The 23,072-nt window shown below is 74.1% G+C and carries 23 protein-coding genes; 10 read left to right on the top strand and 13 right to left on the bottom strand.

The annotated features are described in order from the left end of the window. Positions 1-78 precede the first annotated feature (78 nt). The 4 genes from HS99_RS44180 to HS99_RS21925 all read right to left on the bottom strand — a co-directional run bounded on the left by HS99_RS44180 (position 79) and on the right by HS99_RS21925 (position 3,317). Positions 79-1,215, bottom strand: coding sequence for an SUKH-4 family immunity protein (locus tag HS99_RS44180; RefSeq protein WP_030550993.1), 1,137 nt, complete (start codon positions 1,213-1,215; stop codon positions 79-81). 417 nt (positions 1,216-1,632) lie between these two features. Beyond that, positions 1,633-2,226 carry a DinB family protein gene (locus HS99_RS21915; protein WP_030281456.1) on the bottom strand — a complete coding sequence of 198 codons (594 nt, stop codon included), beginning with the start codon at positions 2,224-2,226 and terminating at the stop codon, positions 1,633-1,635. 57 nt (positions 2,227-2,283) lie between these two features. Then, entirely contained in the window at positions 2,284-2,862 is a 579-nt protein-coding gene (locus HS99_RS21920; protein ID WP_030550991.1) for a dihydrofolate reductase family protein, read from the bottom strand. Between the two features lie 101 nt (positions 2,863-2,963). Beyond that, a complete protein-coding gene (locus HS99_RS21925) occupies positions 2,964-3,317 on the bottom strand; it encodes an SRPBCC family protein (RefSeq protein ID WP_223886107.1) in 354 nt (117 codons plus the stop codon). 250 nt (positions 3,318-3,567) lie between these two features. Here HS99_RS21925 and imuA' point away from each other — a divergent pair, with 250 nt between their 5' ends. The 3 genes from imuA' to HS99_RS21940 all read left to right on the top strand — a co-directional run bounded on the left by imuA' (position 3,568) and on the right by HS99_RS21940 (position 9,446). Continuing rightward, positions 3,568-4,281 (top strand): DnaE2-dependent mutagenesis accessory factor ImuA', encoded by a 714-nt coding sequence (gene imuA' / locus HS99_RS45125; RefSeq protein WP_107048719.1) that lies wholly within the window; start codon positions 3,568-3,570, stop codon positions 4,279-4,281. A gap of 1 nt (position 4,282) precedes the next feature. After that, positions 4,283-6,025: a DNA polymerase Y family protein gene (locus tag HS99_RS47865; RefSeq protein WP_078958713.1), complete on the top strand. Its 1,743-nt coding sequence runs from the start codon at positions 4,283-4,285 to the stop codon at positions 6,023-6,025. Positions 6,026-6,140: 115 nt separating this feature from the next. Then, entirely contained in the window at positions 6,141-9,446 is a 3,306-nt protein-coding gene (locus HS99_RS21940; RefSeq protein ID WP_030550988.1) for an error-prone DNA polymerase, read from the top strand. 20 nt (positions 9,447-9,466) lie between these two features. Here HS99_RS21940 and HS99_RS21945 read toward each other — a convergent pair whose 3' ends face one another. Together HS99_RS21945 and HS99_RS21950 are read right to left on the bottom strand one after the other, a co-directional pair. Next, positions 9,467-10,024 (bottom strand): Uma2 family endonuclease, encoded by a 558-nt coding sequence (locus tag HS99_RS21945; protein WP_030550986.1) that lies wholly within the window; start codon positions 10,022-10,024, stop codon positions 9,467-9,469. A 65-nt stretch (positions 10,025-10,089) separates the two neighbouring features. After that, positions 10,090-10,914: a TIGR03084 family metal-binding protein gene (locus HS99_RS21950; RefSeq protein ID WP_046387000.1), complete on the bottom strand. Its 825-nt coding sequence runs from the start codon at positions 10,912-10,914 to the stop codon at positions 10,090-10,092. 215 nt (positions 10,915-11,129) lie between these two features. Here HS99_RS21950 and HS99_RS21955 point away from each other — a divergent pair, with 215 nt between their 5' ends. Continuing rightward, entirely contained in the window at positions 11,130-11,885 is a 756-nt protein-coding gene (locus HS99_RS21955) for a LuxR C-terminal-related transcriptional regulator (protein WP_030550985.1), read from the top strand. Here the strand turns inward: HS99_RS21955 and HS99_RS21960 are convergent. Genes HS99_RS21960 through HS99_RS21970 form a run of 3 tightly spaced genes read right to left on the bottom strand, consistent with a single transcriptional unit; the run spans position 11,878 to position 14,673 of the window. Next, entirely contained in the window at positions 11,878-13,413 is a 1,536-nt protein-coding gene (locus HS99_RS21960) for an AMP-binding protein (RefSeq protein WP_030550983.1), read from the bottom strand. The genes HS99_RS21955 and HS99_RS21960 overlap by 8 nt on opposite strands. Before the next feature lie 52 nt (positions 13,414-13,465). Continuing rightward, positions 13,466-13,888, bottom strand: a complete 423-nt coding sequence (locus HS99_RS21965) for a MerR family transcriptional regulator (RefSeq protein WP_078939000.1) — start codon at positions 13,886-13,888, stop codon at positions 13,466-13,468. Positions 13,889-13,908: 20 nt separating this feature from the next. Beyond that, on the bottom strand, positions 13,909-14,673 hold the full coding sequence (locus tag HS99_RS21970) for an SDR family NAD(P)-dependent oxidoreductase (protein ID WP_030281440.1): 765 nt from the start codon (positions 14,671-14,673) through the stop codon (positions 13,909-13,911). 127 nt (positions 14,674-14,800) lie between these two features. Here HS99_RS21970 and HS99_RS21975 point away from each other — a divergent pair, with 127 nt between their 5' ends. The 3 genes from HS99_RS21975 to HS99_RS21985 all read left to right on the top strand — a co-directional run bounded on the left by HS99_RS21975 (position 14,801) and on the right by HS99_RS21985 (position 16,538). After that, complete coding sequence (locus HS99_RS21975; protein ID WP_046385932.1) at positions 14,801-15,361, top strand: GNAT family N-acetyltransferase; 561 nt, start codon at positions 14,801-14,803, stop codon at positions 15,359-15,361. Between the two features lie 4 nt (positions 15,362-15,365). After that, positions 15,366-15,752: a VOC family protein gene (locus HS99_RS21980; protein WP_030281436.1), complete on the top strand. Its 387-nt coding sequence runs from the start codon at positions 15,366-15,368 to the stop codon at positions 15,750-15,752. A 129-nt stretch (positions 15,753-15,881) separates the two neighbouring features. Further along, entirely contained in the window at positions 15,882-16,538 is a 657-nt protein-coding gene (locus HS99_RS21985; protein ID WP_030281434.1) for an NAD(P)-dependent oxidoreductase, read from the top strand. Positions 16,539-16,552: 14 nt separating this feature from the next. Here the strand turns inward: HS99_RS21985 and HS99_RS21990 are convergent, their stop codons facing one another. Beyond that, positions 16,553-17,335, bottom strand: coding sequence for a dioxygenase family protein (locus HS99_RS21990; protein ID WP_030281432.1), 783 nt, complete (start codon positions 17,333-17,335; stop codon positions 16,553-16,555). 125 nt (positions 17,336-17,460) lie between these two features. Here HS99_RS21990 and HS99_RS21995 point away from each other — a divergent pair, with 125 nt between their 5' ends. The 3 genes from HS99_RS21995 (at position 17,461) to HS99_RS22005 (ending at position 19,877) form a co-directional block, all read left to right on the top strand. Beyond that, on the top strand, positions 17,461-17,928 hold the full coding sequence (locus HS99_RS21995; protein WP_030281430.1) for a MarR family winged helix-turn-helix transcriptional regulator: 468 nt from the start codon (positions 17,461-17,463) through the stop codon (positions 17,926-17,928). Between the two features lie 165 nt (positions 17,929-18,093). Further along, positions 18,094-18,612: a GNAT family N-acetyltransferase gene (locus HS99_RS22000; protein ID WP_030281428.1), complete on the top strand. Its 519-nt coding sequence runs from the start codon at positions 18,094-18,096 to the stop codon at positions 18,610-18,612. 227 nt (positions 18,613-18,839) lie between these two features. After that, the gene (locus tag HS99_RS22005; RefSeq protein WP_030281426.1) at positions 18,840-19,877 is read left to right on the top strand and encodes an endonuclease/exonuclease/phosphatase family protein; all 1,038 of its coding nucleotides are present in this window, start codon (positions 18,840-18,842) and stop codon (positions 19,875-19,877) included. Positions 19,878-19,898: 21 nt separating this feature from the next. Here the strand turns inward: HS99_RS22005 and HS99_RS22010 are convergent, their stop codons facing one another. The 3 genes from HS99_RS22010 to HS99_RS22020 form a co-directional block, all read right to left on the bottom strand. After that, positions 19,899-20,924, bottom strand: a complete 1,026-nt coding sequence (locus tag HS99_RS22010) for a LacI family DNA-binding transcriptional regulator (protein ID WP_030281424.1) — start codon at positions 20,922-20,924, stop codon at positions 19,899-19,901. Between the two features lie 71 nt (positions 20,925-20,995). Beyond that, complete coding sequence (locus HS99_RS22015; protein ID WP_030281416.1) at positions 20,996-21,751, bottom strand: GNAT family N-acetyltransferase; 756 nt, start codon at positions 21,749-21,751, stop codon at positions 20,996-20,998. A gap of 105 nt (positions 21,752-21,856) precedes the next feature. Continuing rightward, a complete protein-coding gene (locus tag HS99_RS22020) occupies positions 21,857-22,951 on the bottom strand; it encodes a WD40/YVTN/BNR-like repeat-containing protein (RefSeq protein WP_030281414.1) in 1,095 nt (364 codons plus the stop codon). Between the last annotated feature and the right edge of the window lie 121 nt (positions 22,952-23,072).

A 23,072-nucleotide genomic window follows, 5' to 3' on the forward strand; every position in this document is an offset into this window, starting at 1 on the left:
CGCGGATCACGGTCCGGCTGGTCCAGCCGGCCCGGATCACGGCCGCCCGGCCCGGCACCGTACGCACCTCGCAGCGGCTCACCCGAGCAGCCCGCCCAGGTGTCCGTCCTCGGCGAGCAGCCGCCAGGAGCGGCCCGGTGAGGCGAAGGCCTCCGGGTCGACACCCTCGACCAGCCGGTCCACCACGGTGCTCAGCAGCGACTGCGGGTCGAACACCGCCCAGGTGTCCCGGCCCCGGCCGTGCTCCCAGCGCTCCCACTCGGCGCGCAGCCGCTCGTACGTCCACAGCGCGTAGAGCAGGGCGGACAAGTCGCGGTTGAGGTAGGCCTCGGGCTGGCCGTCGTCGTACCAGTCCGGCAGTTCGAGCCGGCCGGTGGCGCCGTCCAGGGCGATCGTGAGGTCGGTCGGCCAGTCCCCGAGTGCGAGGAAGTCCCGCTGGTACGGGCGCTCCTCCTCGCCGTCGAAGTACTCGGGGTACGCCTCCGCCATGGTGACCAGCGGCTCCGCGCACACCCCGAACATCGCCCCGCCGAGCGGCAGCCCGACCTCGGTGAGCAGCCGCCGGGTCGGTTCGTGCGCCAGGGCGGCGGGCAGCCCTTCCGGCCGGAACCGGTGCACCAGGCCCGCCCCGCCGTCCTCGTCGGTGAGCGCCGCGAGCTCGGCCACCAGCTCCGGGCCGACCTCGTACGCGGGCCCGTCAGGGCCGCCGGGCAGCGCACCCCAGCCCAGTGCCCGCACCAGCAGTGCCGTCCCCCAGTGCGCGGGCGGGGCGTCGCCCCCGAACAGCCGGGGGTCGATCTGCCGCAGCCGCCGCTCGGCCCCGGCCATCACCTGGGCCACCACCGTGGGCCCGCGCCGCCCGTCCAGCGCCTCCGGCCGCCGGGCCGCCTCGCCCACCGCCTCGATCTCCCGCACCAGTGCGGCCAGCGCGATCAGGTCGGAGGCCAGCCGGTCCCGCCGGGGGCCACCGTTGCCCAGGCACACCTCGCCGGTGGTCCCGTCCAGCAGCACCAGGTCACCGACGGCGGCGAAGGGCGTGCAGTAGTCCGTCTCCCCGAGGACGAACAGCCGCTCCGCCCCGCTGGTCGGGAAGGCCCTCAGCGGCCCGGCGTCGAGCGCCCCGAAGTCCAGGAACGCCCCGGTCGTGGGCAGCCCCTCCCGCACCAGGAACTCCCGGCTCCCCTCGTGCACCACCCCGCCCGGAACCCCGGACACCCGCACACACCCCACTGCCCCCGCCCTTCCCCGCTCCGCCCCCTGACCCACCCGACCCTAGCGGGCCGACCCGACACCGCCACGGGCGGTTTCGTCGTCCGTCAGCGGTCGGGCAGGGGGCCGACAGGGCGGTAGAGGGCGGTGGCGACGGTGGGCAGGAGGTGACGTCCGGGCAGTAGCCGGTGGAGAGGTTGCTGACCCTCTCGACCTCCCAGCCCCCGCCGACGGCTCCGCCGCCTCCCGACCGCCGGAGTCCGATCTCCCCGGCACTCAGCACCAACTCTCCGCCTGCGCGGGCCACATGTTCGCTGCGGCGCGGAGCGAGCCGCAGGGCCCCGCCCAGGTCTGCCCACCACCTCACCACCTCACCAGCCCACCACCTCACCGCCCCATGGATCCCCGCACGGCGCCCCGCGATCAGGCGAGTCCGCCGGCCTGTCGGGCAGCCTGTTCCACGCGGTCGTGGTGGGCCTGCCACCAGGCGGTGTCGCCGGGGGCCGTGTTGGGGCCGTGGGAGCGCTGGCCGGTGGCGCCGTCGATGAGTTCGCGGACCAGATCGGCGTGGCCGACGTGGCGGTGGGTCTCGGCGATCACGTGGACGAGCACCCGGTGCAGGGTCTGCTTCGGGCGGCCGCCGAAGGGGAGTTGGCCGATCGCGTCCAGTGGCAGCGCCTCGATGGTGGCGTCCGAGTGCGCCCAGACCCGGCGGTAGCGTCCGAGGATCTCCTCGGTGCTCTCGTCCGCCCGGGCCCACAGGTCGGCGTTCGGCTCTGCGGTGCCGATGATCCACAGGGGGGTCGGTTCGGGGAAGGGGCGCCCGAAGGTCTCGCCGAGGTAGAGCGCCTCGGCCCCGGTGACGTGCTTGATCAGCCCCAGCAGGTTGGTTCCGGTGGGGGTGAGCGGTCGACGGAGGTCGTACTCGGAGAGGCCTTCCAGCTTCCACATCAGGGCGTCGCGGGCATCCTGGACGTAGATCAGCAGGTCGTTCTTGTCGTCTGTGTTCACCGTCATGGGATGAGTTTGTTGACCGTCGGGAGCCTGTCCACCCGTTTATCGCATGACGAAACGTCAAGGACGGTGGACGACGTCGAAGACCTGCTTCTGCAGGCCGTTGCCGTAGACCTCGTGCTCGACCAGCTTCAGCTTCTGGGCGTCCTTGTCCGTGGTGCTGAACAGGCGCTTGCCGGCGCCGAGCAGTAGGGGGTAGACGAGCAAGTGGTAGCGGTCGATCAGGTCGGCGTCCGAGAGGCTGTGGTTCAGGGCGGCGCTGCCGTGGAGGATGATCGGACCGCCCTCGGTCTCCTTCAGGGCGGCGACCTGGTCGACCGAGCGCAGGATGGTGGTCTCACCCCAGTTCGGGACCAGGTCGTCCTCGGTGAGGGTGGTGGAGACGACGTACTTCGGCATCGTCCGGTAGCGGGCGAACTCCGCCATGTCCGGCCACACCGGACTGAACGCCTGGTAGCTGACCCGGCCCATCAGCATGGCGGTGGCCTCCTCCTGCTCCCGCCCCTTGATCTCGTACGCCTGGGGGAGGAACTCGACGTCCTTGAAGGTCCAACCGGAGTTCCGGTAGCCGGGTTCGCCGCCGGGGGCCTCGACGACGCCGTCGAGAGAGACGAAGGCGGTGCTGATCAGGGTGCGCATGGGTGGTTCCTCGGTTCTCGTGGCTCTGAGTCAGGTGTGGCTCTGGCTTTGGATCTGGATCTGGTCTGTGCCTGGGTCTGGGGCGGTCGGATGTGGGTCCGTCAGGCGGCCGGGGCGGCGGCGAAGACGGGGACGGCGGTGCGCCTGGGGAAGCGGGTGAGGTACTCGCGGAGGGTGTGCAGGTGGAAGGGCCAGCCGCGGCGCAGCGCGTCGTACTCATCCTGCCAGTCGTCGCCGAGCAGGCCGCTGTGGACGACACGGAGTACGGTGCTGCCGCCGTCCTGTCCCTCGATCAGGTACTCGAAGGCCATGAACCGGCCGTCCTCGGCGGCGGTCGTGCGGGTGGCCAGTCGCCTGCCGGGCTCGTAGGCGGTGATGACGGCCTCCTCGCGGTGGCCGCCGGTCTCCATGGTGGCGGTCCCGCCCTCGCGCGGGTCGAGTTCGTTGCGCCCCATGAACCAGGAGCCGATGCCTGGCTCGGGCGATCACCTCCCAGACCTGCTCCGGGCTCGCCGGCCTGTCGGCAGCTCGGTCGGCCGAGGGCTGTCGCGCGTTCGACGCACCCGCTACGGAGCGTAACGGGGTGGAGGCGCTGCGCCGGACTTGAATCTTTGCGAACGGATGTTCGATCCTGGGGCTGTGCCCGTTTTCGAATCTGTTTTCGAATCTGCCGCTGAGCAGCCCGAACGCCCCGCGCTTCGGCCGGTGGCGCTGACGGCTGCCGTGCCCGAGGACGGGCAGGCGGCGGCGAGGCGCGGGCTGGTGCCGGTGGTACCCGCGTTGCGGGAGGTGCTGCCGGACGGCGGACTGCGGCGGGGGACGGCGGTGTCGGTGGCGGGCGGGGACGCCGGACTGCTGCTGGCCCTGGCCGCCGGGGTGCGGGAGACCGAGGGCGGCTGGGCGGCGGCCGTCGGGCTGCCGGACCTGGGGCTCGCCGCCGCAGAGGGGTACGGGCTGGACCTGCGCCGCCTGCTGGTCGCGGACGACCCGGGGGCGCACTGGCCCGAGGTGGTGTCGGTGCTGGCCGGCGCGGTCGAACTGATCATGCTGCGCCCGGACGGGCCGGTGCCCCCGAAGCTGGCCACCCGGCTGGCCGCCGTGCTGCGGCGCAGCGGCTGCGTGCTGCTGGTGGCCGGGCCGTGGCCGGGCGCGGTGCTGCGGCTGGGGGTGCGGTCCGGGCGCTGGTTCGGGCTGGGGGACGGCTACGGGCAGCTCACCGGGCGGCAGGTGGAGGTGGTGGCCGAGGGACGCGGTTCGGCGGTGCGCGGCCGGACGGCCCGGCTCTGGCTGCCGGACGAGCACGGCGCGGTGCGCCCGGTCCAGCAGCATCCGGTTCAGCATCGCCCGGTCCGGGAACAGCCGCAGCCCGTGGCCGGCCCCGTGGAACCGGCGGCACCACTCGTGGCGGCGGTGGTCTGACATGTCGACCACGCCGACCACGCCGACCACGCCAACCACATCGACGACTCCCGGCGACGGCAGGACGCCCAGGGTGCTGGTGGTCTGGTGCCCGGACTGGCCGGTGGTGGCCGTCACCGGCGACGACCCGGTGGCGGTGACCGAGGGCGGGCGGATCCTCGCCTGCTCGGCGGGCGCCCGGGCGGCCGGGGTGCGGCAGGGGCAGCGGCTCAAGCTGGCCCAGCGGCTCTGCCCGGAGCTGGAGCTGCGCGACCGCGACCCGGAGGCCGAGGCCCGCCGCTTCGAGCCGGTGGTCGCGGCGGTGGAGGCGTTCACGCCACGGGTGGAGGTGATCCGTCCGGGCCTGTGCGCCATCCCGGTGAAGGGTCCGGGCCGCTACTTCGGCGGCGAGGAGGCGCTGGCGGCGATGGTGGGCGCGGCGGTGACGGAAGCCCTCGAACGGCCCCCCGTCCCGGACGCCGTCCCCGGCGCAGTGACGGTGCCCGGGACCGAAACCGCAAACGACCCCGACTCCGACCCCGACCCCACACCCCAACCCGAAGCCGGAGCCGAAACAGCCCCTCGAACCACCCCCCACGCCCAGATCGGCGTGGCCGACGGCCTGTTCGCCGCCGTCCTCGCCGCCCGCGCCGGGGTGCTGGTCCCCGCCGGCCGTACGGCGGAGTTCCTCGCCCCCTACCCGGTGGGCACGCTGGGCGACGAGGCGCTGGCGGAACTGCTCGGGAGGCTCGGTCTGCCCACCGTCGGGGCCTTCGCCGCGCTGCCGCCCGAGGCCGTCGCGGACCGCTTCGGCCCGGCCGGGACGGTCGCGCACCGGCTGGCCCGGGGCCTGCAGCCGCGCCCGTTGGTGCCGCGCGACGAGGAGCCGGACCTCGCCGTCGAGCAGCGCTTCGACCCGCCGGAGCCGCTGGCCGAGCCGCTGGTGTTCGTCGCCCGCACGCTGGCCGAGCAGCTGCACCAGCGGCTGGCCGAAGCCGGGCTGACCTGCCGCCGGGTGGCCGTCGAGGTGGCCTGCGCGGACGGTCGGACGGCCTCGCGGCTGTGGCGGCACGAGGGCCGGCTGTCCGCGACGGCGTTGGCCGAGCGGGTCCGCTGGCAGCTCCAGGCCTGGCAGGGCATGGGTACCTTCACCGGCGACCGCGGTGACCGCGGTGACCGCGGCGGTCAGGCGGGTTTCACCTTGCTCCGCCTCGCCCCCGACGGGCTCTCCCCGGACCAGGGCCGCCAGCTCGCCCTGTGGGGTCAGGCCGTCGCGGACGACCGGGTGGAGCGCGCGGTGGCCCGGGTGCAGGCGGTGCTCGGGCACGCCGGGCTGCGCCGGATCGAGCCGGCCGGCGGGCGCGGCCCGGGCGAGCAGCAGGTCAGGGTGCCGTGGGGCGAACCGTACGAGGCGGCGGCCCCGGCCGAAGCGCCCTGGCCGGGGCGTCTGGCGGAGCGGTCGGCGGACCTCTGGCCGGCCGTTGTGCTGCGCGAGCCGGCTCCCGTACGGGTGCTGGACGAGGAGGGGCGGCCGGTCACGGTGGACGGCCGGGCGGGGGTGTCGGCCCGGCCGGCCCTGGTCGTGGTCCGGGGCCGGGAGGAGCGGGTGGCGGGCTGGACCGGGCCCTGGCCGGCGGTCGAGTACTGGTGGGACCAGTCGCTCGCCCGCCGCCGGGCGCGGTTCCAGATGGTGGTGGACGGCGGCCGGGCGCTGCTGCTCACCGTGGAGGGGGGTGCGTGGTACCTGGAGGCCGGTTACGACTAGCGGCCGGCCAAGCGACCGGCTGCGGCCGAGGACCCGCGGCCCGAGGACCAGCGGCCCGAGGGCCCGCAGCAGCAGGGGGGCAGGACGAGCACGAGAACGACGAAGGCAACCCCCGATGGGCTTCACCAGCCACCCCACCCTCCCCTGGAGCGAGCTGCACCGCCGGATGACCGGCGCCGCGCCGGACCGTACGGTCGTCCCGCTGCGCCGCCGCGTCGAGGAACCCCCGGTCGTGAGGTCCGAGGGCCCCGGCCCCGCCGAACCCTGGGCCGAACTGCACGTCCACTCCGCCTTCAGCTTCCTGGACGGCGCAAGCGACCCGGAGGACCTGGTCGCCGAGGCCGCCCGGCTGGGCGTGGAGACCCTGGCGATCACCGACCACGACGGCCTGTACGGCGCCGTCCGGCTCGCCGGTGCGGCCCGGGGGACGGGCGTGGCCACCGTGTTCGGCGCCGAACTGACGCTCAGCCGCGAAGGCGGCACCGAACGCGGCACCGAACGCGGCACGGCGCGCGACACCGAACACGGCACCCAGCACGGCACGGCGCGCGCCACCGACCGCGCCACCGAACACCTGCTGGTCCTCGCCCGCGACCCGGCCGGCTACCGCCGCCTCTCCGCCGCGATCGCCGCCGCCCAGCTGGCCGGCGGCGCCAAGGGCCGCCCGGTGTACGACCTCGCCACGCTCGCCGGGGCACACGACGGCCACTGGGCGGTGCTCACCGGCTGCCGGCTCGGCCGGGTCCCGGCCGCGCTGCCCGACCGGGACGAGGCGCAGCGGCGACTGCGCACCCTCACCGAGGCGTTCGGCCGCGAGAACGTCCACGTCGAGCTGATCGACCAGTGGCTGCCCGGCGACGACCGGCGCAACGACGCCCTCGCCGCGCTGGCCGCCGAACTGCGGCTGCCCGTCGTCGCCTCCACCAACGCCCACCACGCCGGCCCCGCCCAGGGCCGCCTCGCGCAGAGCCTGGCCGCCCTGCACGAACGCCGCACCCTCCAGGAGGCGGCCGGCTGGACACGGGCGGCCGGCACCGCGCACCTGCGCTCGGGCCGGGAGATGGCCGCCCGACTGGCCCGCTTCCCCGGCGTGCAGCGGGCCACGGCCGAACTCGGCCGGGCCTGCGCCTTCGACTTCGCCAAGCTGGACCCGGAACTGCCCGGCTACCCCGTCCCGGAGGGCGAGACCGAGATCAGCCACCTGCGCGCCCTGGTCGCAGCCGGCGGCCCGGCCCGTTTCGGCCCCGGCAACGCCGCTGCCCGCCGCCAGCTCGCCAGGGAACTGGACGTGATCGAGGACCTCGACCTGGCCGGCTACTTCCTGATCGTGCACGACATCGTGGACTTCTGCCGGAGCCAGGACATCTGGTGCCAGGGCCGCGGCTCGGCCGCCAACTCGGCGGTCTGCTACGCCCTCGGGATCACCGCCGTCGACCCGATCCACTACAAGCTGCTGTTCGAACGCTTCCTCTCCACCGCCCGGGACGGCCCGCCCGACATCGACCTGGACATCGAGAACCGCCGCCGCGAGGAGGTCATCCAGTACGTCTACCGCCGCTACGGGCGCGAGCACGCCGCCCAGGTCGCCAATGTGATCACCTACCGGCCCCGGCTGGCGATCCGCGACGCCGCCCGGGTGCTCGGCTACCCGCAGGGCCAGGTGGACGCCTTCAGCCGGCAGACGGACTTCCGTTCCGCGCCCGGCGCGGACGCCGTCATTCCCGCCGACGTACTCTCGCTCGCCGCCCAACTCCACGGCCTGCCGCGCCACCTGGGCATCCACTCGGGCGGGATGGTGCTCACCAAGGAGCCGATCGGGGAGATCTGCCCGACCGAGTGGGCCCGGATGCCCGGGCGTTCCGTGCTGCAGTGGGACAAGGAGTCGACCGCCGGCGCCGGACTGGTGAAGATCGACCTGCTCGGCCTCGGCATGCTCGCCGCGCTGCACGACGCCTGCGACCTGGTCGCCGAACACCACGGCCTGCGCTACGACCTGGCCGGCATCCCGGACGACGACAAGGGCGTGTACGCGATGCTGCGCCGGGCCGACACCGTCGGGGTGTTCCAGGTCGAGTCCCGGGCGCAGATGGCCACCCTGCCCAGGCTCAAGCCCGACCACTTCTACGACCTGGTGGTCGAGGTCGCGTTGATCCGACCCGGCCCGATCCAGGGCGGTTCCGTCCACCCGTACCTGCGCCGCCGTGCCGGGGTGGAGCCGGCCGGCTGCCCCCACCCGCTGATGGAGAACGCCCTCGGCAAAACCCTCGGGGTGCCGCTGTTCCAGGAGCAGATGATGCAACTCGCCATCGACTGCGCCGGGTTCACGCCGTCCGAGGCCGACCAGCTGCGCCAGGCGATGGGTGCCAAGCGCTCGCGCGAGCGGGTCGCCAGGCTGCGCGAGCGGCTGCTCACCGGGATGGCCGAGCGCGGCATCCCGCCCGAGGTGGCCGAGGACGTCTACGGCAAGATCGAGGCCTTCTCCAACTACGGCTTCCCGGAGAGCCACGCGATCAGCTTCGCGTACCTGGTGTACGCCAGTGCCTGGCTCAAGTACCACTTCCCGGCGGCCTTCACCTGCGCCCTGTTGGCCAACCAGCCGATGGGCTTCTACTCGCCGCTCAGCCTGGTCGCGGACGCGCGGCGGCACGGCGTCCGGGTGCGCGGGGTGGACGTCAACGCCAGCGGCCCGCGCCCCACCCTGGAACCGTACCGGGGCCCGACCCCCGAGCCGCCGCTGACCGCCGGCCGCCCGCAACCCGCCATCCGGCTCGGCCTGGAGACGGTGCGCGGCATCGGCACCCCGCAGGCCGAGGCGATCGCGGCCGGACAGCCGTACGCCGACCTGGAGGACTTCGCCCGCCGCACCGGCCTGCCCGCACCCGTCCTGGAGGCGCTGGCGACGGCCGGCGCCTTCGACTGCTTCGGTCTGACGAGGCGTCAGGCACTCTGGGCGGCCGGGGCGTTCGCCGGAATCTCGGCCGAACTGCTGCCCGGCACCACCCCCGGCACCGCGGCGCCCGAACTGCCCGGCATGAGCCCGGTCGAGGAGACCATCGCCGACCTGTGGGCCACCGGCACCTCCGCCACCAGCCACCCGCTCCAGCACCTGCGCGCCCACCTGGACCGCGGCGGCGCGCTCCGCGCCGACCAACTCCCGGACGTGCCACCGGGAACGGCGGTGGTGGTCGGCGGCCTGGTCACCCACCGGCAGCGGCCGCCGACGGCCGGCGGGGTGCTCTTCCTCAGCCTGGAGGACGAGACCGGCCTGATCAACGTGATCTGCAACCGCCCGGTCTGGGAGTCCCAGCGCCGCACCGCCCTGGACCGGGCGGGCCTGCTGGTGCACGGCCACGTCGAACGCGACCGGGGCGCCACCAACCTGATCGCCACCCGGCTCACCCCCCTGCGGATCGGCCTGTGAGCCCTGGGCCCTCCCGCGACTCAGTCGGGGTAGCGCACGAGCGCGCTCAGATCCAGGTCGAAGTCGAACGGATCGGGAATGCGCATGCCGTCGCCGAACTTCCGGTCGTGCCGCACGTGGTAGCGGTCGCGGTTCGGTTCGGAGAACAGCGTGACCACCCCCTCCCGCGGATCGACGATCAGGTAGAGGGGGATGCCCATCACCGCGTAGTCGCGGAGCTTGTCCACCCAGTCGGTCCCCGGATTGGAAGGCGAGACCACCTCGACCGCGACGAGGGCCTCCTCGGCGAGCGTGGTGTTGCCTTCCCGGGCGAGGGAAGTGATCGGAAGGTAGGTCAGATCGGGGGTCCGCTCCTTCGTCACGTCGGGGGTGGTCAGCGCGCTGTTGCCGCTGAGCATGTAGCCGTCAGGGGCGTGGCGCTCGAACTGCCGCTGGACGAGTCCGAGGTTCAACTGGTGAATGCTGGAAGGGGGCGCCTGCATGATCAGCGTGTCGCCGGACCATTCGACGCGGACGCCGTCGGGGGCCGTGCGCAGTACCTCCTCGACGTATTCGCGGTGCTGCTCGTAGAAGCTCATGGCGCCTCCTCCGGTCTGTGCGTTCGGCCGACTCGAAGTCTATGCACAGACCCGCCCCGGGCCGTTCAGGCGCCGGAGGCCGCCGCCCGGCCCTTGCCGGGGGGCCCGGCGAAGGTCTGGGCGATCGGCAGCCAGGCGGTGGCGACCGGGCCGGTGGCGGTGAGGGCCAGATCGTCGCGGTGGCGGCGCTGGGTGACCAGCAGGCAGAAGTCCAGGGCCGGGCCGGTCACCACGTCCGCCGCGTCCGCCGGGCCGAAGGCCCAGGTGCTGCCGTCGGGTGCGGTCAGTTCGAGCCGCACCGGGTGCTCCGGCGCGGGCAGCCCGTGGGCCGCGAACGCGAAGCCCAGGGTGCGCAGGCCCAGGTGGGCGATGTGCCGCAGCCGGGCGGTGGGTTCCCGGGTCACGCCGAGCGCGTCCGCGACGTCCTGGCCGTGCGCCCAGGTCTCCATCAGCCGGGCGGTCGCCATCGAGGCGGGCTTCATCGGCGGGCCGAACCAGGGCAGCCGGGCGTCGGCGGGGGCGGCGGCCAGGGCGTCCTGCACCTCGGCCCGGCCGGTCCGCCAGCGGGCGAGCAGGGCGGCGGGGGCGGCGGCCGCGCCCTCCCGGGCGCCCTCCTCGACCGGGTCGGCCCCGGTGGCCAGCAGGGCGGTGAAGCTGCCGCCGAGCGACGCGGTGAAGCCCTCCGGGTCCCGGGCGGCCAGTGCCGTCCAGTCGTCGGTCCAGGCCAGGTGGGCGATCTGGTGTGCGACCGTCCAGCCCTCGGCCGGGGTGGGCCCGGCCCAGCCGTCGGCCGGCAACCCGGCCACCAGCGCGTCCAGGACGGCGCTCTCGGCCCGCAGGTCGGCCAGCAGGCCGTGCAGGACGTCGCCCGCGGCGTTCGGGTCGGTCATCGGCTTCCCCTCGGTTCAAGGCAGTCGCTACCCGTCGGTAGCCCCGCCGCCGCACCCTACGCCCGGCCCGGCGCCGGTGCCCGCCACTCCACGAAACAGGCACGTCAGGACTCTCGCCACCGGCCCCACCGCATGTGACAATTCCGCGATGACGGGCCCTGAGGCTGCGGACACCCTCACCGCTGCGCGAACCGACGACCCCGAACTCGCCGTGCGTGCGGCCGAGCTGGTTCGCGACGCCGTGCTCGGCGCTCGCCCGCCGGGTGGTGGCCGAGTGCGGCGCCGACGTCGGCCTGGTCGGCGTGCCCGAGCCGCTGCCCGGGAGCCGTCCCGGCAGCGAGGGCATGGTGCTGCGCCACTGGGCCGGCACCCGGGCGGACCTGCTGCACGACGTGCCGGTGCCGGCCGGCCTGGGCCTCGGCGGTCGGGCGCTCGCCGAGCGCGCGCCCACCTGGGTGCCGGACTACCGGGCGGCGACGACCATTTCGCACCACTACGACGCGGCCGTGGCCGCCGAGGACCTGTACGCGATGCTCACCGTCCCGCTGATGGACGGCGGTACCGTGCACGGCGTGGTGTACGCCTCGCTGCGCACCGTCGTGCCGTTCGGGGACGTCCGGATCTGCGCCGTCGGCAAGCTGGCAGCGGCGGCCACCCGGGCGCTCGCCGGAGCTGCGGCCTGGAGCCGGGAGGAGCCCCGGCCGGAGAGGCCCCGATGGGAGAGGCCCCGGCCGGAGAGGCCCCGATCGCAGGTGCCCCGACCGACCGCCCCCGTACCGCCGTTGACCCGGCGCGAGCACGAGGTGCTGCGCTGGGCGGCGACCGGCCGGACCAATCCGGAGATCGCCGCCCAACTGGGCCTCACCTGCAACACCGTGACCGGCTACCTGAAGTCCGCGATGCACAAGCTCGGCGTCCGGAACCGCACCGAACTCGCCCTCACCGCGAAGGAGTCCGGCCTGGTCAGTTGACCTGGCGCTCCCGTCCGCTCCAGTACGGCTCGCGCAGCCGGAACTTCTGCAGCTTCCCGGTGGCCGTCCGAGGCAGTGCGTCCCGGAACTCCACCGAGGTCGGCGACTTGTAGCCGGCCAGCCGCTGCTTGCAGTGGGCGATCAACTCCGCCTCGGTGACGGTCCCCTGGCCGTCCCGGAGCACCACCAGCGCCTTGACCGTCTCGCCCCACTTCTCGTGCGGCACCCCGATCACCGCTGCCTCGGCCACCGCCGGGTGGCCGTACAGGCAGTCCTCCACCTCGATCGAGGAGACGTTCTCCCCGCCGCTGATGATGACGTCCTTCTTCCGGTCGGAGATGGTGAGTTGGCCGTCGGTGAGGGTGCCGCCGTCGCCGGTGTGGAACCAGTCGTCCCGCAGCGCCTCGGCGGTGGCCTCCGGCTGGCGCCAGTAGCCGTCCAGGACGGTGTTGGAGCGCACCAGCACCTCGCCGGACGCGTCGACCCGCAGTTGGGTGCCCAGCGCGGGGGCGCCGGCCTGCACCAGCTTCTCGGCCCGCTCGGCGGCCGGCAGGGCGTCCCACTCGGCGCGCGAGCGGTTGACGGTGACGATCGGGGCGGTCTCGGTCAGGCCGTAGAGCTGCATGAACTCCCAGCCCAGCTGCTCCTCGACCTGCTGAACCACCGAGGTGGGCGGCGGCGCGCCGGCCACGATCATCCGCACCCGGTCCCGGCCGGGCACCGGGCCGTCCCAGTCGGCGGCCGCGTCCAGCACCATCTGCACCACGGCGGGCGCGCCGGACAGGAAGGTCACCCCGTGCCGCTCGACCCGGCGCAGGATCTCCGCGCCGTCCACCTTGCGCAGCACGATGTGCCGGGCGCCGAGCCCGGTGATCGCGAACGGCAGGCCCCAGCCGTTGGCGTGGAACATCGGCAGGGTGTGCAGGTACACGTCCCGGTCGCTCGCGCCGTAGTGCAGGCCCATCAGCGTCGCGTTCAGCCAGGCGTTGCGGTGGGTGATCTGAACGCCCTTGGGGCGGGCGGTGGTTCCGCTGGTGTAATTGATGGTGGCGGTGTCGTTCTCGGAGATCGCGTACCGGCGGGGCGCGTTGTCGAAGTCGTACAGCAGGGCGTCGCTGTCCGCGCCGATCACGAACTTGTGCTCGGCCACCACCCCGTCGAGCGCGTCGGCGAGTTCGGGATCGACCAGCAGGACGGAGGCGCCGCTCTGCTCGACGATGTACGCGACCTCCTCGGCCCGCAGCCGGAAGTTGACCGGCACCAGCACCCGGCCGTACCCGCTCACCCCGAAGAAGGAGGTGAGCAGCCGGGCGGAGTTGTGCGACACGATCGCGACCCGCTCTCCCGGCCCGACGCCGAGCCGGTCCAGCCCGGTCGCCTGGGCCCGGGCGAGTTCGGCGACCCGCCGGTAGCTCAGCTCGCCCCAGGATTCGGCCGGCTGCACCGGCTCGTCGACGATGCCGACCCGGTCGCCGTAGACCAGCTCGGCCCGGTCGAGGAAGTCCATCACGGAGAGTGGAATCTGCATGCGCCCACTGTCCTCCGCGGTCGGCCCCCTGCACACCCCCGATCGGGGGTGGTCACCCGTCCGTCCGTCTGCCCGGGCCGCTTCCCGGGCCGTTCTCCGGCTCGATCCCCGGCCCTTCCCCAGGCTCGCGGCCGGCCGCCGCCAGCGCCGCGACCAGCCGGTCCCGGGCGTCGGTCTGGGCGGCGATCCGGCGCTCCAGCACCGCCAGCCGTTCCCGGGCGATCCCCAGCACCCGTTCGGACGGCGGCCGGGACATCACGTCCCCGTCCAGGCAGCCCAGCAGCGGCCGCAGGTCCTCCAGGGTGAGCCCGGCGGCCACCAGGGCGCGGATGTTGCGCACCCGCACCACCGCCGGCTCCCCGTACTCCCGGTAGCCGTTGGCCGCCCGCTCGGAGTCGATCAGCCCGGCCTGCTCGTAGTGCCGCAGCGCCCGGGCCGTACTGCCCGTCCGCCGTGCCAGCTCCCCGATCAGCACCCCTACCGCGCCCCCGCCCGTCAGCCCACCAGTGCGCCCCCGTCCACCGACAACACTACGCCGGTCACGAACGAGGCCTGCGGCGAGGCGAGTTGGGTGATCGCCCAGGCCACCTCGGCGGGCCGGCCGATCCGGCCCAGCGGGGTGTGCGCCAGCTGCCACGCGCGGATCGCCGCCGACTGCTCGGGGCCGTGACCGGCGTGCTCGCCGATCGGGGTGTCGATCGCCCCGGGCGCCACCGCCACCACCCGGATGCCGCGCGGCGCCAGCTCCACCGCCCAGCTGCGGGTGATCGTCTCCAGCGCGGCCTTGCCCGCCGCGTACACCGCGTTGCCCGGCCAGCCGCGCTGCCCCACGGCCGTGCTGACGTTGACCACCACCCCCCGGCTCTCGCCGAGCGCCGGCAGCGCGGCCTGCCCGAGCAGGACCGGGGCGACCAGGTTGGTGGCCAGCAGCGTCTCGATGCCCGCCCGCCGGTAGCCGCCGACGGCCTGCCCGCTCTGCACGATGCCGGCGTTGTTCACCAGCACGTCGAGCCGCCCGTACCGCTCCAGGGCCGCTCCCACGATCGTCTCCGGCGCGTCCGGTCCGGTGACGTCCGCGACCAGCGGCTCGATCAGCCCCGGGTGCGCGGCCGCCGTCTCCGCCAGCGGCTCCGCCCGCCGGCCCACTGCCACCACCCGGGCACCCTCGGCCGCGAAGGCGCGCGCGGTCTCCCGCCCGATCCCCGTCCCGGCCCCGGTGACCACCACGACCCGCTGCTCCACCACGTTCTCGTCGTTCATGCCGGGAAGCCTCCGACCCTGCCGCCAGCGTCAGGGTCAAGCGCGGGACCGCAACCGAGCGGCAGCCCACGACCGTCCGTCAGGGAGATCGTCGAGTACGGTTCCGAACCCAGGGGGAGACCGCCGAATGACCGTCACAGTGAACACCCGCCCGACGGCGGAGGGCCTGCTGCTGCGCCCCTTCGAGGACGCCGACGCACCGGCCCTGATCGAGGCCTACCGGGACGACACGCTGCGCCGCTTCACCCGCGTCCCGGTGACCGACGCCGAGCAGGCCGCGCGCTGGCTGGGCATCCAGTACGAGGGCCGGGCGGCGGGCACCCGCTACTCCTTCGCCGTCCTGGAAGCCGGTGAACTGGTCGCCAACGTGGCGCTCAAGCGCGGCGCCCCGGGCGGGGCCACGGCCGAGGTGGGGTACTGGACGGCGGCCCCGGCGCGTGGCCGGGGCGTGGCCCCGCGCGCGGTGGAGGCGCTCACCGCCTGGGCCTTCGCCGCCTTCGCCGAGGACGGCCTGCGCCGGATCGACCTGCTGCACCAGGTGGACAACATCGCCTCCTGCAGGGTGGCGGAGAAGAGCGGTTACGTCTTCCAGGAACTGCTGACCGCCCTCCCGCCGGAGTTCCCGCTGGACGGCCACCGGCACTCCCGGAAAGCGCTGGACGTGATCGAACGGCACGGGTCAGAGTGAGCGCATGGCTTCTCTGGTACGGCACGTGACGATCGACTGCGCCGATCCCCACGCCCTCGCCGCCTTCTGGGCGCAGGCGCTGGACGGCACGGTGGGCGAGGACGACAACCCGGGAGACGAGGAGGCGGTGGTGAACTCCGAGGGCGCCTCGCTGCTCTTCATCCGGGTGCCCGAGGGCAAGTCGGTGAAGAACCGGGTCCACCTCGACCTCCAGCCGCAGGACCGCAGCCGGGACGAGGAGGTCGAGCGCCTGGTCGCCCTGGGCGCCACGGTGCTGGCGGACCTCCGCCGCCCGGACGGCACCGGCTGGGTCACCCTGGCCGACCCGGAGGGCAACGAGCTGTGCGTCGAGCGCAGCCACGCCGAGCGGGTCGCCACCGGCGCCGCCTGAGCCCGGCTAAGAGCCCGGAAGGGCCGTCACACGACAGGCCGAGCCCCCGGGCCGCCGCCGGGGGCTCGGTCGATAATCGACCCTGTCCGACGCCATCGCGTCCACCCCGGCAACCAGGGCAGGTACCCCATGGCCAGAATCGCCGTGATCGGCGCCAACGGCACCATCGGCAGCGCCGTCGTCGAGGAGGCGGCGGCGCGCGGGCACGAGGTCACCGCGGTCGTCCGCGACCCGGACCGCTACCGGGGCGGGGCCGCCTCGGTGGAGCGCGGCGACGTGCTCGAACCGGCTGACGTGGCCCGGGTGGCGGCCGGCCGGGACGTCCTGGTGAGCGCCGTCGGCGGCGGCGACGGCCCGGGCCACCTGACGCTGATCGAACCCGCCGCCCGCTCGCTGGTCGAGGGCCTGCGCTCGCTCGTCGGCGGCGCGCCCCGGCTGGTCGCGGTCGGCGGCGCGGGCAGCCTGGAGACCGCGCCGGGGGTGCGGGTCTGGGACACCCCGGGCCTGCCGGAGCCGATCCTGCAGATCATGCACGCCCACGGCGAGGCGCTGGACTACTACCGGACGGTCTCCGACATCCGCTGGACGGTGCTCAGCCCGGCCGCCGAGATCGGCCCGGGGGAGCGGACCGGCCGCTACCGGACCGGCCTGGAGCAACTGCTCACCGACGGCGAGGGCCGCAGCTGGATCTCGGTGCCGGACTACGCGGTCGCCCTGGTGGACGAGATCGAGCAGCCCGAGCACATCGGCGAGCGCTTCACCTGCTGCGCCTCAGGGCGTGCCTGACGCGGATGACCCGTTCAGCCCAGCTGGATCGACCGCTTGGCCAGCCCCATCCAGAACCCGTCGATCACGCTGCGCTGGCTGCCGAGGTCGGCCTCGCCCGCACCGAGGGTGACGAACAGCGGGGCGAAGTGCTCGGTGCGCGGGTGCGCCAGCCGCCCGGCCGGGGCCTTGTGCTCGAAGTCGAGCAGCGCGTCCAGGTCGTGGGCGTCCAGCGCGCGCCTGCCCCAGTCGTCGAACTCGGCCATCACCGAGCTGATCCGGCCGTCGCTGCTGAGTGCCCGCAGGTTGTGGGTGAAGAAGCCGCTGCCGATGATCAGCACGCCCTCGTCCCGCAGCGGCGCGAGCCGGCGGCCGATCTCCAGCAGGCGCTGGGGGTCCAGGGTGGGCATGGAGATCTGCAGCACCGGGATGTCGGCCTCCGGGAACATCTCCACCAGCGGCACGTAGGCCCCGTGGTCGAGCCCCCGGCCGGGGATGTCCTGGACGGGCGTGCCGGGGGCGCGCAGCAGCTTGCGCACGCGCTCGGCCAGCTCCGGCGCGCCGGGGGCGGGGTACCGAACCGTGTAGTAGTGCTCGGGGAAGCCCCAGAAGTCGTACACCAGCGGGACGGTGGTGACGGCGCCGACGGCGAGCGGGGCCTCCTCCCAGTGGGCGGAGACCATCAGGACGGCCTTGGGACGCGGCAGGTCGGCGGACCAGGCGGACAGCTCGCCCGGCCAGATCGGGTCGTCGGCGAGCGGCGGCGCGCCGTGCGACAGGTACAGGGCGGGCATGCGCTCGGGGGCCGCGGCGCTCATGGCGTCCTCCTCGGGATCGGTCGGGGGCTTGGGGGCCAAGTAGTTCAAATTTGAACCTATACCGACCGACCGTACACCTTCGTTCGAATTTGAACAACAGGAGTAGGCTTCACCCCATGTCCGCACTGAACGAACCCCGCTGGCTCGACCGGGACGAGATGGCCGCCTGGCGGGGCTTCGTCGTCGCGAGCAACCTGCTCAACCGGCGGCTGGAGCGCCAGCTCAAGGAGGACTCCGGCCTCTCCCACCAGCAGTACGAGATCCTGGTGCACCTGTCCGCCGCCCCCGGCGACTCGCTGCGGATGACCGAACTCGCCGACAAGCTGGTCACCTCCAAGAGCGGACTGACCTACCAGGTCACCCAGCTGGAGCGGATGGGCCTGGTCGCCCGCCGCTCCTGCCCCAGCGACGTGCGCGGCGTCATCGCCGAACTCACCGGCCAGGGCCGGGAGATGATCCGCCGGGCCGCGCCCGGACACGTCGCCCTGGTGCGCGAGCTGCTGATCGACGTGCTCACCCGCGAGCAGCTGGCCGTCCTCGCCGAGAGCCTCGGCGCGGTCAGCGCCCGGCTGCGCCAGGACGACGTTCCGTAGCGGGCGCCGGATCGACACCCGCCGCGGCGAAGGGCGCAGATGCGGGCCGGGCAAGCGAAGCTCCCGCTCGGCCGCTGATTCCGCGCACGAACCGCTTGCCCGGGGCCGCTGCTCGCCCGCGCGAACCGCTCGCCGGGGGCGGCGTTCCGTGTCAACATGCCCCGTATGGGGACGATTCTGCACGGCACCCTGGTCACCCTCCGCCCGGCCACCGCCGACGACATCCCGGCACTGGCGGCGATCCGCAGCACGCCCGAGGTGTTCGCCCGCTGGCGCGGCGGCGACGACCTGGTCGACGAGGTCGCCGAGGACCTGGAATCGCCCGACACCGAGACCTTCGCGATCGAGCTGGGCGGCCGGGTGGTCGGCGCCGTCCAGTGGTACGCCAACAACGACGACGAGTACCGGCACGCCGGGATGGACCTCTACCTGGAGCCGTCGGTGCACGGCCTGGGGCTGGGCACCGACGCCGTGCGCACCATGGCCCGGCACCTGGTGCACGACCACCACTACCACCGGCTGGTGATCGACCCGGCCGCGGACAACCTCGCCGCGATCCGCTGCTACACCAAGGTGGGCTTCCGCCCGGTCGGCACCATGCGCCAGTACGAGCGCGGGCCGGACGGAAGCTGGCACGACAACCTGCTGATGGATCTGCTCGCGGACGAACTGTCGGACGGCTGACGGAAGTTCACCGGCCCCTCGGCGCCCGGTGCAAGGGTGTACAGACATCTTGTCAGCCAACTGTCCTGACCTGTACAGACACCTCGTCGCCACAGGAGCGATCGAAACTGATCGCCTGCCGTTCTTCCCCTGGTACCGAGCAGTAGCTAGCGTTCCCCCGCCAATCCCCGGCGGCCGCACCCCGGCCCGGCCGGGCCCCACCGGATTGACGGACCAGGAGAACGCCCATGCTCTCGCGTCGCACGGCCACCGCCCTCACCTCGGCGGCCGCCGCCGCACTTCTGCTCGGCGGCACCGCGCCGACGGCCTTCGCCACCACCCCGGCGAGCCCCACCACGCTGTCCGTCTTCGCGTTCAACGTCGACCTCGGCACCGCGATCGTCGACAGCACCCAGAACGAGCAGGCCGCCCGCCGCACTCCGGTGATCGAGCAGATCGTCCGGCAGCACAACGCCGACGTGGTCGTCCTGGACGAGCAGTTCAACAACAGCTCGACCGCCGACATCAACGCCAAGCTCGCCGACCTCTACCCGTACCGCACCCCGGTGGTCGGCGGGGTCTGCTCCGGCGGCGGCTGGACGGGCGTCAGCGGCAACTGCTCCAACTCGCTGTTCGTCATCAACGGCGGCACGATGATCCTCTCCAAGTACCCGATCACCGCCCAGTACGCCCACGTCTTCAGCAACTCCACGTACGGCACCTGGGACTACCACGCCAACAAGGGCGCGGCGCTGGTGCAGGTGAAGAAGAACGGCGGCACCGCCTGGGTGGTCGGCACCCATCTGCAGGCCGACGAGTCCGACACCTCGACCGACACCACCCAGTCCACCCGGCTCGGCCAGCTCGCCGAGATCCGCGCCTGGGTCGACGGCATCGTCGGCAGCAGCGCGCCGGTGCTGATCGGCGGCGACCTCAACGTCGAGTACTTCCACGGCCAGAGCCGCGGCGACTACGCCAACGCCCAGAACGCGGTCAACGGCGTGCTCGGCACCCCGGCCACCGACCCGACGCAGGCCCGCACCACCATGGACTGCCCGGTCTCCTCCTGGTGCCAGTACATGGCGGGCGTCGAGACCTTCCCGACCGACTACCGGGACGACCTCGACTACATCGGCTACCTCAACGCCCCGGGCCGTCCGGTGCCGACCTCGATGTCCAACGTGAAGATCGACTTCGACCCGCAGGCCGGCTGGGCGCCGGGCCGGCTGGACACCGACGCGCCCAGCGACCACTACCCGGTCGAGGCCGCCTTCCAGCTGAACTGACCGGTGACCTACGGCGGTTGCTCAGCGCGCCGGCGCAGCCGGGCAGCCGCAGGAGCGCCGCACCACCAGCTTGGCGGGGAAGGTCCGGTCCCCGGCGGCGCGGCGCTCGGGCCCGCCCAGCACGAGGTCCAGCGCGGCCCGGGCCATCTCGTCCTGCGCGGTGGTGACGGTGGTCAGCGCCGGTCCGGCGATCACCGCCTCGGCGATGTCGTCGAAACCGGCCACCGCGAGGTCCTCCGGCACCCGGATGCCCAGGTCGTCGGCGGCCCGCAGCAGTCCGATCGCCTGGTCGTCCGTCGCGCAGAACACGGCGGACGGCCGGTCGGGCCGGCTGAGCAGCGCGAGCGCCTCGGCGTGCGCCCGGACCCGGTCGAAGGGCGCCCGGGTGAGCCGCCCGTCGGTGGACAGCCCGGCCTCGGCCAGCGCCCCGGCCCAGCCGGCCGTCCGACCGGTGACCGGGTCGAGCGGGCTGAGCGCCAGGGTGCCGCCGAAGCAGTGCACCTCGGCGTGGCCGTGGCCGAGCAGGTGACGGACCACCTCGCGGGCGCCGCCCTCGTCGTCCGCCACCACGGCCACGCCGTCGGCGCTCTCGGCGCGGTGGTGCAGCAGGACGACCGGGGTGCCGTCGGCCGAGTCGAAGCCGGTCAGCCCGGGGGTGGCCGGGTCCTGGGTGACCAGGATGAGGCCGTCCACCTGCATCCCCAGGAAGGCCCGGATGTAGTGCGCCTCGCGCTCGTCGGCGTAGTCGGAGTTGCCGATCAGCAGCAGCCGGCCGTGCTCGGTGGCGGCCTGCTCCACGGCGTGCGCCAGCCCGGCGAAGAAGGGCTGGCGGGCGTCCGGCACGACCATCCCGAGCAGGTTGGTCCGCCGCCGCGCCATCGCCTGGGCGACCCGGTTGGGCCGGTAGCCGAGCTCCTCCACGGCCGCGAGGACCCGGGCCCGGGTGGCCGCCGCCACCGGGCGCGGTCCGTCGTTGATCACATAACTCACGACCGCTGTGGACGTCCCCGCCACCCGCGCCACATCGTCCCGTGTCACCCTCGCCATGACCAGTGAGCCTACACAGCACCTCCGACCAGCGGTGTTCCCGCGTGCGGGGAGCCGCCCGGCGCCGCGCCTTAGACGGCGTCCGGCACGATCACCGTCAGGGAGGTCTCCTGCCGCAGGAAGCCCAGTGCCTCGTAGACCCGGCGGGCCGGGTTGCCCTCGGTCACCACCAGGTGCACGTCGGCGAGCCCCCGGTGGGCGGCGTCACCGAGCGCCCGGCGCAGCAGGTCGGCGCCGAGGCCGCGGTAGCCGCGCCGGGGGTGGCGGAAGACCTCGGCGACCCAGGGCAGGCCGTCGCGGTCGGTCAGCACGGCCGCGCCGACCACCCGGTCCTCGGCATCCACGGCGAGCAGGCTGGAGGGCAGCACCGGGCCGATGGCCTGCCCGGCCAGCAGCGGGCCGATCCGGTCGGCGACGGCCCGGGCGTCGTCGCCGGGGTAGTGGTCCACGTGGGCCGGGTCGAAGGCGGCCCGCCAGGACTCCAGCATCTCCTCGGGCGAGCGGTCGCAGGGCACCGCCCGCAGGCCCTCGCGCAGTGGAGTCCCGGTCCAGTCGGCGGGCGGGGGATCGGCGCGCAGGTCGCGCCGGAAGGTGTGGGCGTGCCGCAGCGCGGTCGCGCCCTGCGCCAGCAGCCGCTGCCCGAGCTCGGGCGGCCCGGAGACGACCCAGCCGGGCAGCTCGGCGCGGATGTACTCCGCCGGGTCCGCCGAGTCGTCCAGCACCTCCAGCAGGTCGGCCCAGGGCCGCCCCTCCCGCTCGCCCAACCGGTACCGCAGGACCGGTACGCCGTCGCCGTGCCGCCTGGTCACCCAGTCCGCCTCGGCCATGGCACCCACCCCGTTCACGAGTTCGTTCGTCGGCGCCCATGCTCACCAGTGGCGGGAGCCCGGTGCAAGGGGTTTTCGGCCAGTGCGTTCGTGGTGGGACCGGGCTCAGCCCACCACCGCCGCGCGGAGGCAGAGCACGTCCGGCAGGTGGGAGACCAGCAGCGACCAGGTCCCGCCCTCGTCGCGGCTGCCGTACACGTCGCCGGTCCGGTTGCCGAAGTAGATCCCGGCCGGGTCGGCGTCGTCGGTGCGCAGGGCGTCGCGCAGCACGATCCCGTAGTGGTCCTGGCCGGGCAGCCCGTCGGCGAGCTGCTCCCAGCTGGTGCCGGCATCCGTGGTGCGGAAGACCCGGCAGCGGTGGCCGGGCGGGATCCGGTCGTCCGAGCCGCCGAGCGGGAAGAGGTAGGCGGTGTCGCCCCGGCGCGGGTGGGCGGCGACGGCGAAGCCGAACTCGGCGGGCAGCCCGTCCGCGATGGAGCGCCAGCTCCCGCCCCAGTCGTCGCTGCGGTAGACGCCGCCGTGGTTCTGCAGGTAGAGCCGGTCGGGGTGGACCGGGTCCGGGGCGATCTTGTGGACGCACTGGCCGAACTCGGGGTACTGCCGCTCGGCCGGGAAGAACTCGGCGCGCAGGCCGGTGTTGGAGGGGGTCCAGCTGTCGCCGCCGTCCTTGCTGCGGTAGACGCCGCCGCTGGAGACGGCGACCAGCAGCCGCTGGGGGTCGCGCGGGTCGGTCAGGATGGTGTGCAGGCCCTGGCCGCCGTAGCCGGCGCCCCACTCGGGCCGCTGGGGGTGGTTCCAGAGCGACTCGACCAGTGCGAAGGTCTCGCCGCCGTCGGTGGAGCGGAACAGCGCGGCCGGTTCGGTGCCCGCGTACACCACCCCGGGGGCCTCCGGCCCGGCGGGCTGGAGCTGCCAGACCCGGGTGAGCGAGGCACCGGTGGACTCGGGGAAGCGGATCGCCGGTCGGGACGGCGCGTGCCAGTTGGCGCCGAGGTCGTCGGAGCGCCACACCGAGGGGCCCCAGTGGCTGCTGTCGGCGCCGACCAGCAGTCTGGTCCGGCCCTCGCGGCGGTCGATCGAGACGGAGTAGATCGCGTTCATCCGGAAGTGCGGCCCGCTGAACTCCCAGTCCAGCCGGTCGCGGCTGCGGCCGAGAAAGAGGCCCTTCTCGGTTCCGACGGCCAACAGCACCTCGGTCATGCCTCACACCACCTGATCACGAGCACGGCCCCCCGGGACGCCCCCCGGGGCGCGTCGGCACGCCCCGTCGCCAGTGTCCCGCCGTCCGCCGGTGGTCACATCTCGCCGCGCCGCGCGCCCC

The organism is Kitasatospora aureofaciens (assembly GCF_001188955.3).
GTDB lineage: Bacteria > Actinomycetota > Actinomycetes > Streptomycetales > Streptomycetaceae > Kitasatospora > Kitasatospora aureofaciens.